This window comes from Sphingobium fluviale, assembly GCF_004122115.1.
In the GTDB taxonomy this organism is placed as follows: domain Bacteria; phylum Pseudomonadota; class Alphaproteobacteria; order Sphingomonadales; family Sphingomonadaceae; genus Sphingobium; species Sphingobium fluviale.
Genome location: NZ_SBKP01000003.1, coordinates 166,301 through 184,148, shown reverse-complemented (window position 1 = coordinate 184,148; position 17,848 = coordinate 166,301). Strand labels below are relative to the sequence as shown.

At 63.0% G+C, this 17,848-nt stretch carries 4 protein-coding genes; 3 read left to right on the top strand and 1 reads right to left on the bottom strand.

Translation table 11 applies throughout. From position 1 onward, the window contains the following. Positions 1–132: 132 nt before the first annotated feature. Positions 133–13,224, top strand: a complete 13,092-nt coding sequence (locus EQG66_RS05015; RefSeq protein ID WP_129403437.1) for a filamentous haemagglutinin family protein — start codon at positions 133–135, stop codon at positions 13,222–13,224. Positions 13,225–13,331: 107 nt separating this feature from the next. Further along, entirely contained in the window at positions 13,332–13,880 is a 549-nt protein-coding gene (locus tag EQG66_RS05010) for a retropepsin-like aspartic protease family protein (RefSeq protein WP_245987880.1), read from the top strand. Between the two features lie 64 nt (positions 13,881–13,944). Here the strand turns inward: EQG66_RS05010 and EQG66_RS05005 are convergent, their stop codons facing one another. Then, complete coding sequence (locus EQG66_RS05005; protein ID WP_164975589.1) at positions 13,945–15,804, bottom strand: substrate-binding domain-containing protein; 1,860 nt, start codon at positions 15,802–15,804, stop codon at positions 13,945–13,947. Between the two features lie 299 nt (positions 15,805–16,103). On the opposite strand from EQG66_RS05005, the gene EQG66_RS05000 reads away from it, so the two are divergent. Further along, positions 16,104–17,843, top strand: coding sequence for a GspE/PulE family protein (locus EQG66_RS05000; protein WP_129403434.1), 1,740 nt, complete (start codon positions 16,104–16,106; stop codon positions 17,841–17,843). The last annotated feature ends 5 nt before the right edge of the window (positions 17,844–17,848 follow it).

Here is a 17,848-nt window from a genome sequence, read left to right as displayed (position 1 = left end):
AACCGGGCTTTTTAACCCTCTTTCGGGCGAAGCCCGGCGTAAAAGTGAAACATAAGGTCAATAAAGACTTAACCGCCCGCCGAATCGGTGGGCTGGCAGTTTTTGGTTCTTTTAAGAGTGAGTGGAGGAAATATGCTGGTTGCAACCGGAACCAGGAACAGCGCACGGCCACTGCTTCGCTCCATGCTGCTTGGCGGCGCGAGCGGGGCGGCGCTGGCGTCCATGCTCTCGTTTGCTCCCGCCCATGCCCAGCTCCGCAGTATGGCAGCGTCAGTTGGTAATGCGGTAGTTCGCAGCGTCCGCAGCACAGCAACAACGCCCGTCATCTCCCCCTCCATGGCGCAGATCCAGCAGCGGCAGGCCGCCTATCGCGCGCGCATCACGGCCCAAGGAAATGTCGTCGCGAGTGCCAATGCCGCCGCGCGCGCCGCTGCTCTCGCTGCCGCCCAGACCGTGCGCAACGGCCTTGGCGCGGGCGGGCTCGATCCGGTAGCGAACGGCGTCTCCTCCTCGCTCGACGCCAGCGGCCTCAATGTGTGGGAGGGCGCGAGCCAGCCAAAGGAGACGATCAACGGCGCGCTGGTCGATGTCACCATCAACCAGACGCAATCGCGCGCGCTCCTCTCATGGAACACGTTCAATGTAGGCCGCGACACGACGCTGACCTTCAACCAGCAGGGCAACAAGGACTGGGTGGTGGTGAACCGCGTTGTCGGCGGCATCAACCCGGCGACAGGCCTACTAGACCCTACACGCGGCCCAGCGCCGAGCCAGATTCTCGGCTCGATCAAGGCGGACGGCACCGTCTATATCCTCAACCGCTCCGGCGTACTCTTCGGCGCGACATCGCAGGTCAACCTCAACGCGCTGGTCGCCAGCTCGCTGGAGCTTGGCTCGGCCACCATCCAGACCAGCTCCACCACCACACGCGCGCTCAGTCTCGCAGAACGCAACAACGCCTATCTGCAAAATGGCATCCTGACCGGCGCCGTCAGCGGCATCGTAGCGGGAATCGCGGGCGAGACGCATGGCTCGGTGGATGTCGCGGCAGGAGGGCGGATCAATTCCACCGGCGGTTTCGTCATCCTCGCCGCGCCCAAGGTGACGAGTGCGGGCGAGCTGAAGACGGCCCCCGGCGGGCAGATCAGCCTGGAAGCAGGCAATCAGGTCGATGCCTACAGCTCCACCGGCGCACCGGGCAGTACAGATCCCTATGTGCGCGGTCTTGTGCTCACCTCGGTCGGCGGCGGCAGCGTTGATGTCAGCGGCTCGATCGACGCACCGACCGGCTATATCTCGCTCGGCACAGACCAGAGCGGCACGATCAATTTCAGCGGCATCCTCACCTCCACCACCAGCGTATCGCGCAACGGCAAGGTCGGCATGTTCGGCGGAACCGTGAACATCGCTGCCGATGCCGCCATCTCGATCCTGCCGGACGGCGGGCCAGACACCATCCCGCTCAGCGCGGAGTCGATAAAGAGTTTCAAGACATCCCAGATCGACATCGGCAGCCATCATTTTCAGGTCAATCAGGGGCGGATCATCAGCCGCACCGGCGCCGTGGCAGACCTGCTGCCCGCGCTCATCAGCATCGGGCAGAACGCCACCATTCAGGCACCCAGCGCCGATGTGAATATCGGCGGAACGGCCGATGGACGCATCTATAGAGTCGAGGAAGGGCTTTTGGCTGCGTCGAAGGTCGATATCGCTTCAGGAGCGGTGATCGACGTGAGCGGCATGAGCGATGTGGTGCTGAAGGCCGAGCGTAACCAGCTTGAGATCGCACCGGCCAAGCGCAACGAGCTGCGCGATACCCCCACCTATCGTGAGCCGACGACCGACGGCAGCTTTACGCTGAACGGCCAGACGCTCTATGTCGACCCGCGCGTCAGCGGCGTGCGCGACGATGGCGTGGCGTGGATCGGGTCTCCGCTGCTGGAGGCGGGCAGCCTCGCCGAGCAGATCGGCGGCACCGCCTCTGAACTGATGACCAAGGGCGGCAATGTCACCCTCGCCACCCTCTCCAATAGCACGCAACCGGCGTCTCCAAGCGCGATTTCTGGCGTTACGGTCGCCAGCAACGCCGTGATCGATTTCGCGGGCGGCTGGGTCCGCTATCAGGATGGCGTCATCCGCACCAGCAAGCTCGTGACGCAGGACGGGCGCGTGGTCGATATTGCGCAGGCAGACCCGAATGATCGCTATGTCGCGGTGGCGGGCGGCTTCGTGGAAAATCTGCCCCAGCTTTCCAACCCCAGGGTTTTTGCCAACGCATTCTCCAACGATTCCCGGTTCGAGCCGGGCTATGCCGAAGGGCGCGATGCCGGATCGCTGACGATCAAGGCGCCGACAGTCAGCCTGAATGGCGATATTCATGGCGAAGCGATAGCGGGCGCACACCAGATACTCGACGGTGTTGCCGCAAGCGCCGCATCGAAGCTCAAGGGCGATGTGCGCAAGCTACAGGCGAACGGGCGTCAGCTCGCATCGGGCGGACTGCTGCGTATCCAGTCGGTTCAGGGCGGTGACATTGCGACGCTGGGCGCGGATATTGTCGTCGGCGGGGCGAACACCGCACTCCCTGTGGGCACAACCTATCTCAGCGAGACCACCCTCAACAGCGCCGGTCTATCCGGCCTCAGTTTGCAGACGACCGGCAAGGTCGATTTTGCAAGCGGCAGCGCGGTGAAACTGGCCGATGGCGGCGCGGTCAACATAGACGCCGGACGCGCCATAACCTTCAACGGCAGGTTGACAGCGGCGGGAGGCTCCATCACCGCGCGCACCTTCGGCAGCCAGCTCGGTTCGCTGTTCGACACGCAGGACGATCTCTCGCTGAACGGCGTCATCACCGCCTTCAACGCGCCGGGCATGTTCGACATCAGCGTCAATAGCGGGGCAGAGCTATCCACCCGTGGCCGCTGGGTGAACGATCTGCTGGCGACGGACGGCAATTTTCAGGGCGGTGGCTACACGTCTGGCGGCTCGATCACGCTCGTTGCCGCGCCACACGTCACCGCCTTTACCGATGCCAGCCAGAGCCGTGCGGTCGATCTCAGCGGCAGCATATTGATTAATTCCGGCAGCCTGCTCGATGTGTCGGGCGGCGGCTATGTCTCATCTACGGGCACGCTGGCACTCAACGGCAAGGGCGGCAACGTCAGCCTGATAGACGAGACGGTTTATTTCCAGCTCAATTCAACCAGCATCAACGATGGCAAGCAGACCGGCCGAAATCTCTTCCTTAGCGATATTGCCACCTTCAATGTAACATCAGTGTCAAGTCAGAACGGCTTCGGCTCGGCCATAACGCCGGACGCCATCAATGCGCGCGTGGACATTGCCGATGGCACGATCCGCGGTTTCGGCTTCAAGGGTGGTGGCACCTTCAAGCTGGTGACGCCAGACCTCAACTTCGGCAGCAGCGGCGGCACCGGCACCGCCATCCCGCTTGATTTCCTGCAAAAGACCGGCTTTGCCACGCTGGATCTCAGCGCTTGGAACACGACGATAATCGACAATGTGTTCAGCAATGGCCGCATCGGCAAAACCGCCATCGCCTCTACCGAACTGCTCAAGATCAACGCGGGCGAGACGCTGAACCTCACTCAGGCAATCCTGCCCTCGATCCTCAGCCAGCGCCAGATAGACATTGTGCGCGGTCTGGCGAATGGCACCGATGTCAGCCGTGTAGCCGCACTCGCGCCGACCAGCGCACTGGGCGATTATGACAATCTTGCCGCGCATCTGGTGCTGGGCGGCCTGACCGAGCTTCAGGTGCTGAACGGCGGCAGCATTATCGGCGCGCCACAGGCAAGCATCACCGCGCCAAAGCTCTATAATGATGGCACCATCCGTATTGCAGGCGGCAGCATCACCCAGCGGCAGATCTTGCCCGCAAGCTATAATGGCACCCGCCCTGCTATAGCCGTGCATGCCGTTGCCGATGCGGACGGGGTGGACCGTGGCGCAGGCCTCTCGGTTGTATTCGGCGCCGCTGATGCCAATGGCAAATTCGATGAGCTTGCCAACAACGCGCTCGGCCTTACCAACGGCACCAACGGCCCGGTACTGAGCAACCGGGAGCTGGTCGCGGGGATCGCGACAGACCGCCAGATCTATTATCTCGGCATGCTGGAGGCCGATCAGGGCATCCTGCTCACTGGCGCCAGCACCACCAATCTTTCAGGCACCAGCGTCCGCAATCCGCGCACGCCCTTGCGGCCTGGGGGCGCTCAGATCGCGTCCGGTCGCATGATCAATGGCGGCAGTATCCGCGCGCTGGGAACTCTGACCACCGAGTCCAAAATCTTCGAAACGCCGGCTTTTGGGGAAATTTCCTATAGAACTGGCGAGGGTCTTGGCATCTATGTGCCATCCGGAACCCGCCGCGCATTGCGTCTGGATGCCTTGGCGGGAGCAACGATTGATCTATCTGGCGCCAGCGATGTCTATGATATCAGGGTCGGCGCCACCACCTATGCGCCGACCGCACAATGGAGCAAGGCGGGCACCATATCCGCGCTCGGCGGCGGCTCGATTACCGGGGCGCGCATCACCGCGCGTGGCGGCGCAGCGCAGGCGCTGGGCGGCACGATCGAATGGCTGAACCCCACGCTGACGCAGGCTGATATTGCCGGCGCATCTGACACTCTGTCCGCCGATCAGATCATGGCGGCGGGCTTCTCCAGCTTCATCGCACGCGGCAATCTCGACACCGCTGGCGACGTCGCCCTCACCCTCGGACGCTCGTTCCTGTTGATGTCCCCGGATTATCTGAGCATCAGCGGCACCGAAAATTACACGATTTCAATCGCCTCTCATGGCGATCTGGCCATCACCGCACCGCATATCGGCCTGCTGAGCAGCGATTCCAATATTGGCGCCGTGCCGGAGCTGCTAACAAGCGGCGCAGGCTCAGACACATTGCTCCTAAAGGGCGACAGCATAGACATCGCGGGCGGCGTGACGTTCGGTGCTTCGTTCGACAACGCCACGCTGGATGCGGCGGGCGACATCCGGCTCATCGGTGTCCAGCCGGTTGACCGCACATTCAACCCCGATTCGACCGTAGCGCCTTCCCTCACCGGCGGGCTGGTCGTGGCGGGAGACCTGACGCTGCGCGCGGCGCAGGTCTATGCGACGACCGGCACCGGCAACCTGCAGCAGATCATCGAAAATCCCGCTGCCAAGGCAACGCCCTTCACCATAGCCTCTCTAGGCGGCCTCAACCTCGGTGGCGCGGTGCGCGGGAAGCCCAATGCGACCATACGCATCGAGAGCAACGGCGCGCCCACGCCCAATGCCCCCTTGTCAGCGGGCAGCTATGTCTCGATCCTCGCGCCCAATATCGAGCAGGCCGGCGTGTTGCGCGCGCCGCTTGGCAGGCTGGATCTCGGCTCGCGTTCTGGCGCACTGGTCAATACCGGGGGGGCCTTCGCTACTGTCACGACCAGCAATCTGACGCTGGAGGATGGCAGCATCACCTCCGTCTCCGCCAATGGCTTGTCTATCCCCTATGGCAGCACGACGGACCTCACCGAATATTATTTCTCGCCCAATTTTCTCTCTCCGATTACCCGGCAACCGGCGGCACTGCTTTCGCTGTCCGGCGCCAATATCGTCACGGGTGTCGGCGCGACCGTGGATGCAAGCGGCGGCGGGGACACCTATGCCTATGAGTTTGTCTCCGGCACGGGCGGCTCCCGCGACGTTCTGAGCCGGTTCAATACCGACGCCTTCAGCAGCAACGATGGCTTCCAGTTTGCCGATGGAAGGCAGGTCTATGCCATCGTTCCGGCAAGTATCGCAGCCTCCGTGGCGCTCTATGACCCGCTCTACTCCGGCGACTATGGCGCGCTCTATGGCACCGATGTCGGCAAGACGGTGAAGCTGGACGCCGCGCCCGGCCTTGCTGCGGGCGATTATGTGCTTCTGCCCGCACGATATGCGCTGCTGCCCGGTGCGATGCGGCTGGTCGAGAATGTCGGCGCTGCGGCTTCAAATACCGGAACGTCAGGCCAGTTGCTTGACGGCTCTGTCATCGTCAGCGGTGTCTATGGCGTCTCCGGCACCGGCTATGCCGAGTCCCAGCGGCGCTCGTTCACCGTGCAGACGCCAGATGTGGTGAAGTCCTACTCCCGTATCGAAACGACATCGGGCAACGCAAGCATCGGCACGAGCAACCCGCTCGCCCGCATGGCGCGCGATGCGGCGCGGATCGTCCTTGATCCGCTCACCACCCTCAGCATCGGCAGCGCGTTCGATACGTCGGGACGCAACGGCGGACGCGGCAGCCAGGTCGACATTCTGGGCGATGTGCTGAGCGTGGTCTCCAGCCTGAGCGGCAACCCGGCACCAGGCACAGCCGAACTGACCGTGGCCGATCTGGCCAAGCTCAATGCCGACAGCCTGCTGATCGGCGGCACCCGCACCGATCTGGCCAATGGATCGACCGACATCCGCATAACGGCGAAGAGCATTACCATTGCCAACGACGCGGCCAACCCGCTCTCCGCGCCCGAAATATTGCTCGCGGTCGATGGCGCGCGCTCCAACCTCGTTGTGGCGGACGGGGCCAGCCTGATCGCAACCGGCACGCTGACCGACACACGCACGACCGATTATAATGTCGCCAGCTACACGCTTGACGGTGGCGGCAATTTCGTTGCCGACAACAGCGGCGCAGGCGCGGTGCTGCGCCTCGCCAACGGGCCGGAACGCCTCATCAACCGCTCCGGCGCGCTGGCCGCGTCTGCCACATCCCAGCCGGTGAACTTCTCGATCGGCACTGCAACCCTCTCCGGCACATCGCTGGCGCTCGATTCGAGCCGCAACCTCACCATTGATGCGGCCTCCAATATTCAGGTCAAGAATCTGGGCCTCAGCGGCGACAATATCGTCTTTTCGTCCCGCACATTCGGCATCAGCGGCCTCGTGATCACGCCAGAGCTGGAGCAGTCGTTCAGCAGCATCGACCGCATCACGCTGCGTTCGCCCAAGGTCATCGGCTTTACGCCGGGGGCGCACAGCTTCAACAACATGGCGATCGACGCGCCGGGCCTGCGCGTGCTTAACCCGGTGGCAGGCCAGCCCAGCCAGCCGCTGTCGGTCGATCTCAATATCGCAGGCGAGCTGAAGCTCGGCAACAGCTTCGCAGATCTCGGCTCCTGCACCCAAAGCGGCCCGCTTGCCTGCCTCGGCTCCGGCAACAGCCTCGCGATGTCGGCAGACACGGTGCGCTTCGGCTCCGGCACCTTCCGCACCTATGGCTATGACGCCGCCGTTTCGATCACCGCCCGCTCCGGCGCCTATTATGAAGGCAAGGGCGCGCTCGATGTCGGCGGCGCGGCGCTCAGCCTCACCACGCCGTTCCTTGTCGATCGTGGCACCGGCGCGATGCCGACGGAAAAGAGCGTTCAGGCCGACCTGACGCTGCTGACGACCAATACGCTAACGATCAGCGCCCCTGCCGGCTCGACGCCGGCGGCGCCCTCCACCCCGCTGGCGCCCGGCGCGCGGCTGGCCTTCGGCACATTGGCGAGCGCGGTAAAATCCGTCTCTATCGACAATGTGTTGCTGCGCGCAACTGCCGGGACGATCGACATCAAGGCGCAAGGCGACATCGGCCTCACCGGCACGACAACCCTCGCCACGCCCGGCTATTCGCAGAAGTTCGGCGAAGTGGCGGATCAGGTCACGGTGTCCGCGGGCGGCGGCACGGTTGCGCTGCTCAGCAAGACCGGCGGCATCGATCTCGGTTCCGCCTCCCGCATCAGCATCGGCGGCACGACCGGCAAGGCGGGATCGCTCAAGCTGATCGCGGCGCAGGGCAATGTCGCGCTCGGCGGCACAATTGACGCGACCGCGCCCGATGCCGGAGCCAGCTTCACGCTGGACAATGGGCTTGGCAGCTTCGACTTCGCGAGCTTCGCCGCCAATTCCGGCAGCGCGTTCACCGGCGATGTCGCTATCCGCACGGGTGCGGGAGACCTCAACCTCGGCGCAGGCCAATCACTCAAGCTCGCCAGCCTCAGCCTGACGGCGGACGGTGGCTTTACCTCAGTCAACGGCACCATCGACACATCGGGCATCAACGGCGGCGACATCGCGCTTTTCGCGCGCGACGGCGTTGTCATTGGCCAGACTGCGGTGCTCGACACCCATGCCGACGGCTATGCCGACACCGACACGCGGCAGGCCAGCGCGGGCGACATCACATTGGGCGTCAGCGGAACGGGCGCGATTGCGGTGGCGAGCGGCGCGCGGCTCGATATGGGCGCGCGCCGCCTGAATGACCGCCTTGTCGGCCATCAGCAGATCGACCCGCGAACCCAGAACCGGATCACAGCCTATACCTATGTCGAGGCGGACAAGGGCGGCGCGTTGCTCTTACGCGCACCCGTTATCAGCCAGAGCGGCGGCGATACGGTCAACATCGGCTTTGCGGGCAATGTAACCGGCGCCCGCGCTGTCACAGTCGAAGGCTATCGCAGCTATGATCTCGCGACCGTAGCGGCCAACAGCAGCTTTTCCGGCGTCACGGTGGCGAACAATGTCGCCACGATTGATGCCGGCGCGAATGTTGCCGGTAAAACGAACTTCTTCGCGGATACCACTGCGGGAACGATGGTCGATTTCATCCGCACCTTCGATATTTCCGCGTCACGCGGCAATCTCGGATCGCTCACAACTCTCGCCAACTATCATGAGAAGCCGGGCGTCGAGCTGAGCTACAGCGGCGATATAGTGCTGGCCTCGAACTGGAACCTGGGTGCGGGCACCGTCAATGTCGCCGCTGCGCTGGCCGATGGCGATATGCAGCTTTCAGGGCTTGGCGCCTATGCCAATGGTCAGCCGCGCTATGATGTGGTGGCAGGGCGCGAGGCGCATCTGTTCCAGAACCATGTCGATATGCTCTATCGCGTCGGCGGGCGGGTGGATGGCGCGGCGGGCATGCTTACGCTGCGCGCGGGCCGCGATCTTGACCTCAAGCACAGCCTCACCGATGGCTTCTTCGCCTTCAGCGATCAGACCGACCCGGATTACATCAGCTATCAGCTCGGCGGCGGCCAGCGCAGCTATTATCCCTCGATCAACATTTCGTGCGGCATCAGCGGCTGTGACAATCTGGCCGATTTCGTGCCGGATACGGCGCGCAACCCGTCATTGCCACCCCGATCGACCGCGATCAACATCACCCTCTCGCAGATTTCACCCGGCGAGGAAGTTTTCACCGTGTCATACGCGCCCTATAGCGCGGCGGCGAACGCGGCGGCGCCCACGGGCCTGCAAGCGGGGGGCGCGGGCGATCCATTGGGCAGTGCGCAGCTCTTCCCGCTGCTGGCGGATGGCAGCGCGGCGGACTCGTTCGGTATCCGTCTGGTCGGCGGCGCGGGCAACAGCCCGTCTGCCAACCCGCTCCATGTCGATGCGGCATCCGGCGGCAACATGATCCTGGAGGGCGAGAGCAGCTATACACTCAGCGCCGTCAAAGCCACAGCGGCCTATACCGGAGATGTAAAACTCGACTTTGGTAACAACGGCCAGTTCCTCGGCGACAATCTGTATCAGTCCTTTGCAGACCTGTCTGGCGTGGACCCTATAACCCTCAAGAACCGGGTTGTGAATGTTCAGTTTGGGGCGGCATCTTCGTCGGCAGTCTCGTTCCTCCAGCAAGAGGCGCTCAGCTTCTTCGCCGCCTTCCCCAGCGATGTGCAGTTCATCTATCCCCGCAGGGGTGGCCAGCCGACCAGCTTTGCCGCCACCTTCGAGCGGTTTGCCCAGTTCCTGCAATCACCCGTCAGCGATGGCAGCGGGCAGACGATCCTGCAACGCTTTGGCGCGCTCGTTGCGGATGGCAGCTTTGGCTATAAGTCACCGCAACCGCGCGGGAATGGCCTCAACCCGCAGGCCAATACCGTGCATGTCCGGTCGCTGGTGCGCACTGGCACCGGCAGCATAGACGTTGCCGCAGCGGCGGATGTAGACCTGCGCAACGGCGCAAACCCTGTCACCCGCAACCAGAATGGCGGCAAGAGCGCGGCCAGCGCAGGACTGGTCGCGCAAGTGGGCGGCACCGCGATCTATACGGCAGGGCATGTGGTGAACCCTGCGGCCATATCGGCGCGCGTGGCGGGCACCAACCAGTTCCTCACAATAGACCCCACCGCCTATCTGCCACAGGCGGACCTGCGCACAAACCTGTGGGTGCCAGACAATACTGGCCGTCTTCAGACCAACCCGGTCTTCGCCAGTGGCGGCGGCTCTATCGGTGTGCGCGCGCTCAACGATGTTCTCGGCAGGCGCGATGTGTGGAGCGAGGCGTTCAATGCGACCGGCGGTAAAAAGAGCATAGGCGGGACCGACCGCGACTACACCGATCTTGACATGGTCGGCGCTGGCGACCAGCGCTGGCGCACCGGCAACATGGGCGACATAGGCAGCACGGGCCTTGCCACCACGATCCGCGTCAACGCGCAGCAATTCTCCTCAGGCCTTGGCACATTGGGCGGCGGCGACATCGGCGTCGAAGCAGGCGGCGACGCGCGCGAACTGACGGTCGCGCTCGACACCACTGTCGCGACAGGCGATGTCGGCAGCAGTTTTGGCTCGATGGTCTTTGGCGGCGGCAATCTCGATGTCGTCGTCGGGCATGATGTAGCGGGCGGACGCTTCGATATTTCCACTGGCGAGGCGAATATCCGGGCGGGCGGAGACATCGGCTCGTCGGGCCTGATGACCCTGCTGCCCCGTCAGGGCAAGTTGAGCGATGTGCAGGAAGCAAATCTGCCGGAAATCCGCCTGACCGATGCGGTCGTTTCGCTGAAGGCGGGCGGAGATATTGCGCTGGGCAAAATCACGGCGCTAGGGGTTAACAGAAAAGAGATCACGACCGGAAGCCCTGCCAGCGTCACAGAAAGCGCGCTGGGCTATTATACCGGCAACAGCGCGGTCGTCGCGCAATCCACAGGCGATTTTAGTATCAGGGGCGGTCCAGTCATCGCTCAAACGCCGGCCAACTTGCTGAAGGTTCTACCGTCGACGCTCGACGTGACCAGTTTCTCCGGTGATATTGACCTCGGCAAGCTCAATAATTTCCTCTACCCCAGCGTAACCGGTAATCTGTCGCTGCTGGCAGCAGGCACGCTGCGCTCGGGCGCGATCAATCTGGATGACGGCGACGCCTCGCTGTTGCCGGGCATTTTCTCGGCCAACCGTTATGACACCGCAGGCGACATCGTATTCGGGCGTCGATTCGGACTCCCGGTAACGCTGCCAAACACCAGCGATGCCGATCGTCGCGCCTATCATAATCAGGCGATCACGCACGCGAATGACAAGACACCCGCGCGCATCGCCGTTGGTGGCGACCTGACCGATCTCACCCTGTTCCTTTCCAAGCAGGGGCGGATCAGCGCTGGCCGCGACATCATCAACATGGTCTTTACCGGGCAGAATGTCGGCAGCGAAGATATCACCCGCATTACCGCCGGGCGCGATATTACCGCCACCACCACACGGACCATCGCCACGGCGACATACGCGCCAGACCGCAGCCTGGTGCAGGGCAATATCTTTACACTGGGCGGGCCGGGTGCGCTCTTCCTTGAGGCGGGGCGCAATATGGGACCCTTTCTCAATTCCGCGACCACTTATAACGGGAACGTCCGGAAAGTAGACTTAACCAGCACCTCCAGCTACGCGGGCGGCATCATCGCGCTTGGCAACGAGTATAATCCGTGGCTCGCGCCCAAGAGCGCAGATATCTATGCCTTCTTTGGCGTAGGGCCGGGCATGAACTTTGCTGGCCTGCGCGAAACCTATGTAAACCCGGCCAACACGGCGGCGCTGGATGGCGACCTGTTCGAGCAGAATGTCGATGTGTTCGGCAACAAAACGCCGGACCGCACCCGGCCAATCTATGCGCCGATCCTGATCGAGTGGATGCAGGCCAATCAGGCCAACGCCCTGATTGCCACTTTCGGCACCACCAACGTAACAGCGGCACAGGCCTATACAGCGTTCGCCGCCCTGCCCGATCTCGTCCAGCGGCGCTTCCTGCTCGACAAGGTCTATTTCAACGAACTGGCTGAGCCTTCTCGCCCGGATGGCAACAGCTATCTGCAGTATATACGCGGCTATCGCGCGGTAGAGACTCTGTTCCCGGCCTCGCTCGGCTATACCGCCAACGACCTCTCCGGCGCCAGCAACGGCGGGGCGAGGGTCTCGACCGGCAACCTAGACCTGCGCCTCGCCGCCATCGAGACAACGCGAGACAGCAGCATCACCATCCTCGGCCCTGGCGGCAATGCGGTGCTGGGTTCTGTGGTGCGCACCTCTGCCCAGGCAGCGGGCCGCGCTTACGAGCCGCTCCTTTTTGGCGACGATTTGACGGAGGGACGTCCGTCAAATAGCGGCGCACTGCCGGTCCTTTCCATCCCGATCGGCTATGAGGGTGTATTGAGCTTGCGCGGTGGCGCGATCCACGGCTTTACCGATGGCGATTTCCGCCTGAACCAGAGCCGCCTGTTCTCGCAGCAGAGCGGCGACATCGTGCTCTGGTCCTCGAACGGAGACCTGAACGCCGGGCAAGGCCCGAAGAACGCCGCCAACGTGCCGCCGATCGTCCTGCGGTTCAGCCAGAATGGCGGGTTCGAGGTCGATACCGCATCGGGCGTGGTCGGCGCGGGCATCGCCGGCTTTGCGGGCATCCGCAGGCTGGACCCCGCAACCGGGCAGTTTGTGCTGGTCGATGTGCTGAATGACACAGATGCTGTGACGGCGCAGGCGGAACTGAAACGCCTGTTTGAAGAGAACAAAGAACTGCCGCCCGAAACCCAGATTGTCGTGAACGGCAAGACCTACAGACGCGACGCTCCCGCCATCACTCTCGTCGCGCCGGTCGGCACGATCGATGCGGGTGACGCAGGCGTGCGGGCATCGGGCGACATCTTCGTCGCGGCGGCAAAGGTGGCGAATGCGGATAACTTCAAGGTCGGCGGCTCGTCGGTCGGCGTTCCGGCGCTCACATCCACCCCCGCGCCCGCCACGCCCGCCAGCGCGGCATCTGCAACCGCCAATGTCTTCCGCGCCAACCAGAACGACAATGCCGATCAGCGCTCGCGCATCACGGTCGACGTTCTGGGCGTCTATAATTTTAACGACACATGCATCGACGATCAGGGCAACCCGATCGAGAACTGCCAAGTAGCCCAATAGCTGTATCGCGGGCGACATGGTGAACGCGCGCTTCACCATGTCGCTTGACCGAACAGTGATCGGCTTGCGTCATGACCAATCTCCATTGATGTATGGAGACTTGGCAGATGCTGTTACCGATCCTGCTACAAATTGCTGCCATCGCCCAGCCTGCTGCCATCGCCCAGCCTGCCGCTGTCCCCGCTCCTGTCTCGGCAGAGCAGGGCGCCATCACAGCCGCAGCATTGACAGCCGAAGCATCCACTGCATCCGCGCCACAGCGACTTGTGCTCTTCGGCCCACCGCTGACGCCGCAGGGCAGCGAGGTGCGCCGCGCGGCTGACGGGCTGTTCTATGTGATGGCGATCGTCAATGGCGCGCCAATCAAGTTTCTGGTCGATACCGGCGCAACGATTGTGGTGCTCACCCCGGAAGACGCGCGCCGTGCGGGCGTCGCGCCAGATGAGACGCATTACAGCAGCAGTGCCGAAACCGCGAACGGCCGCACGGCCATGGCGCGCGTCACGCTGAACGAGATGATCGTCGGCACCAAACACACCCAGGCGATCGACGCCGCCGTGGTGCAGGGCAATCTGCCGGTGTCGCTTCTGGGGCAAAACTGGCTCGCCCAGCTCAACAGCATCACCATCTCCGGCGACAGGCTGCATTTCCAATAAAAACAAAACGGCCCCGGATTGCTCCGGGGCCGCAGTTGGTCGCTTTGTTGAAGCGTGATGGCTATTAGTTCGCGCCGGCCTTGCCCGCGCAGGCAACGGTGTTGGCCACGGGCAAAGAGCTCGAGCTCTTCTGCAGCTTGTCCTGGATCCAGAGGTTCAGACCAGCGGGGTTGTTGCCGGTAATTACCTTGGTCAGGAACGTTTCGTTGATCGCGGTCGCCCACTGAGCCGGCATCGGCGCAAAGCCGTTGTTCGGCAGAAGGCCGATCAGGTTGCCGGCGCTGTCCTTCGCGGTGCTGGTGAGCAGCTTCGCAGGAACCTTGGTCAGGTCATCAGAGATGGTGACCTTGCCAAGATACATGGACAGGTGGTTCTGCAGCGCATTGCGCACATTGGCGTTGGCATAGCAGGTGTAGATCAGCACGTTGCCGGTGCCGACGATCGGATAACCAAGGTTCGGGTTGGCAAGGCTGCCAGCCGAAACGGTCGTCGCCGGGACAACCCAAGCGAGCGGATCGTTACGCATGCCGAGGCTGGTGGCGCTGGGCAGATACTTGCCCTTGCTGTCAGACTGCGGAGGCAGAATGCCCTTGAACGCGGCAGTTGCGTCGGTCGCGACGGGCGACTTGAACGCGGTCGTCGTGCCCTGCTGCAGCTGAGCCGAGTGGAGCTGCTTGCCATTGGGGAGAACCGTAGGAGCAAGCCAGTCAGCGCCGTTATAGCCCAGATAGCCGGCAAAGGTGTATTCGCCGACGTTCACCGGATCGGGGATCGACTGCGAAACGGCATTGGCTACGCCGTCATTGCCGTTGGCAAGGCCAAACAGACCGGCAGTTTCAGTACCGCTGGAGAGCAGACCGGTGGTCTTGTTATAGACAGCCGTGCCCTGAGCAGCGACAGGAAGCAGGTCCGTACCGCCAGCGGTGAACTTGCCGCCACACTGTGCGGTCATCGCGCGGGTGAACACGTTCGTGGTGCCCGAACCTTCCTGACGGCCAACCAGCTTGATCGGAACGCCGGTGGTGTTCCAGCGGTTCAGATCGTCGTCAGCATCCATCAGCGACTGGCCGCCATTGTCAGCCTTCAGCGCCGGGTCGTTCCAGTTGGTGATCGTGCCGTTGACGATGCCGCAATAGGTGGTCTTCTTCATGCGCAGGCCACCGAGGTTGGTGGTGGTGCGGGGATACTTCAGGTTGAGCGTCAGATCCTTGAGGCCCGTGGCGGTCATCACCTTGCCATAGAGCGGCATGTAGCTGAAGCCGACCGAGAACACCATCAGCGGAAGCTGGATCGGCGCACCGGTGGTGGGGGCGGCAGACGTGTTGTAGGTGGTCAGGTCAGCCGCGTTGATCGGCGATTCCGACCAGGCGTAGTGGATGTTCGACCAGGTGCCGAAGGGGTTGGTAGTGATACCGCTTACGGCGTTGTAGTTCTTCCAGTTGTTCTTGCCTGCAGAAGAACCGGTCGAGATGTAGTAACCCTCGACATTGTCCTGAACCGACTTGACGGCGCAGTCATAGACCGGGTTGCCCGTGGTCGGCGAAACCGGCTGATAGAGGTGATCCGCAACCGCACCGGTGGTGCCGTTGCCGAAGCCGATCGGATTGTTGGTGAGGTTGCCGAAGCAGTTCAGCGACTCGGCGACGACGACGGCGACGCCCGAAGCGCCGTTACCGCGAATTTCAGTGGCAGGGATGATGTTGTCGGCGGCGAAAGCATTGGCCGATCCGACCAGCGCGATCGCGGTCGAACCCGCGAGCATGGCAATATTCTTGAACATGATAACCCGTTCCTTCCGGTTGCGGACCCGGATCAGCAGGCGCACAAAGCCGCTTCGGCACACCGCATCGGCATACCGAACCGAATTTGAACAAACCTGTGAACCAGCGCCCTTTGAGAAATACCGTAATTTTTTGACTGTCATGCCAAATAGCCAACCGAATAAACCGGCAAATCTGGCGTCCCGCCCCCTTGCCGAATCCGTTCCGTTAACCTTTGGCGAGCGAAGTACTAGGCACGAATCATGACGGATTAATGATGCCATGAAGAAAGTTTGATGTAATAATCCCAGTCACGGATCATTATGGTGCATTCAATATTTATGACGTAATGATGAAACAAGTATTTCACAAAACTGACACACTAACCGTCAATAGCGAGTTTCGTTCATGGCTCCCGGTGAGGGCGGGGCGATGATTCTCTGTTCATTGCGGGTAGTGGGTTATGGCCTTATTCAACAAGGAAACAGCGCCCGTTTCGCCGCTGTCCGCAGATGGACTTGGTTCGCGCGCGCGCGCGCTCGAAAACCTCACGCTTGAAGACCTGCTGATCGCCGAGCATGTGCTGAGCGAAGAGGCGCTGTCCCGCGCCCGGCTGGTAGGGCAGGAAAGCGGCGAACGGCTTGAGGCAGTCATCACCCGCCTGGGCCTGGCATCCGAAAGCGCGCTGGCACAGATGTTTGCCCGCGCCACCGGGCTGCCGCTGCTCTCCGCCGCCGATCTGCCGGACACACCGGTGGCAGGGCGGGCGCTCTCGCCTGATTTTCTGCATGATATGCGCGTCGTCCCGGTCGCGCTGGATGATCAGGCACTCACCGTCGCGCTCGCCAACCCGCTCGACAGCTTCGCAAGCGAAGCCATGCGCTTCGTGTTCGGCAAGCCTGTCCGCGCGGTCATCGCCCTGCCCAGCGACATCGACGCCGCCACAGAGCGGCTTTATGGCCGGTCTACACCCGACGCTGGCAGCGACGAAAGCGGCATAGACGAGGATGACCTCGAACGGATGAAGGATCTGGTGAGCGACGCGCCGGTTATCCGCGCCGTCAACCGCCTGATCGCCGAGGCCGTCGATGCCCGCGCGTCAGACATCCATATCGAACCGACCGATGACCGCCTCGCCATCCGCTTTCGGCTCGATGGCGTATTGCAGGACAGGCCCGCCCTGCCCGCAGCCATGCGCGCGCCGCTTGTCTCGCGCATCAAGGTGATGGCGGGGCTGAACATCGCCGAGCGCCGGTTGCCGCAGGATGGGCGCCTGCGCCTCGCCGTGCGCGGGCACGAGATAGACCTGCGCGTTGCTACCGCACCCTCGATTCATGGCGAGAGCGTGGTGCTGCGCGTGTTGGATCGCTCCAACCTCGCGCTCGATTTTGGCACGCTTGGCTTTGACCCGGCGCTGACCGAGGAATTCCGCCGCGCGCTGCACCGCCCGCATGGCATCGTGCTCGTCACCGGCCCGACAGGCAGCGGCAAGACGACGACGCTTTATGCCGCGCTGGCCGAGTTGAACGAGCGCGGGCGCAAGCTGCTTACGGTGGAAGACCCGATCGAATATCGCCTGCCCGGCGTGATCCAGACGCAGGTGAACCCCGGCATCGGCTTCAGCTTCAGCAGCGCCTTGCGCTCGTTCCTGCGCCAAGACCCGGACGTGATGATGGTAGGCGAAATCCGCGATGGCGAGACGGCGCAGATCGCGGTGCAGGCGGCGCTCACCGGCCATGTCATTCTCTCTACCTTGCACACCAACACGGCGGTGGGCGCGGTTGGCCGTCTGCTCGATATGGGTGTGGAGCCGTTTCTGCTCAGCTCGGTGCTGAACGGCGTGCTGGCGCAGCGGCTGGTGCGAAGGCTGTGCGGCACATGCAAGGAACCATCCGTTATCGACACAGAGGCAGCGGTCAACCTTGCGAACGAACAAGGGATAGCTGCGCCAGCCATGCTCTATCGTGGGGCCGGGTGCGACGCCTGCGGCGGCAGCGGCTATAAAGGGCGTGTGGCGCTGCACGAGCTGCTGGTGGTGACGGATACGATCGGCCGGATGATCCTTCGCAATGCCGACGGGCGCGAGATCGCCGCAGAGGCGATGCAATCCGGCATGCGCAGCCTGCTCGCCGATGGCATCGCCAAGGCTGCGGCGGGCCAGACGAGCCTTGCCGAAGTGTTGCGCGTGGCGAACGAGGGCTGATGCGC

Bases quoted from the DNA above. Each gene is read 5' to 3' on its own strand.
- EQG66_RS05015 (WP_129403437.1), top strand. From the start codon at position 133: ATGCTGGTTGCAACCGGAACCAGGAACAGCGCACGGCCACTGCTTCGC.
- EQG66_RS05010 (WP_245987880.1), top strand. From the start codon at position 13,332: ATGCTGTTACCGATCCTGCTACAAATTGCTGCCATCGCCCAGCCTGCT.
- EQG66_RS05005 (WP_164975589.1), bottom strand. From the start codon at position 15,804: ATGACAGTCAAAAAATTACGGTATTTCTCAAAGGGCGCTGGTTCACAG.
- EQG66_RS05000 (WP_129403434.1), top strand. From the start codon at position 16,104: ATGGCCTTATTCAACAAGGAAACAGCGCCCGTTTCGCCGCTGTCCGCA.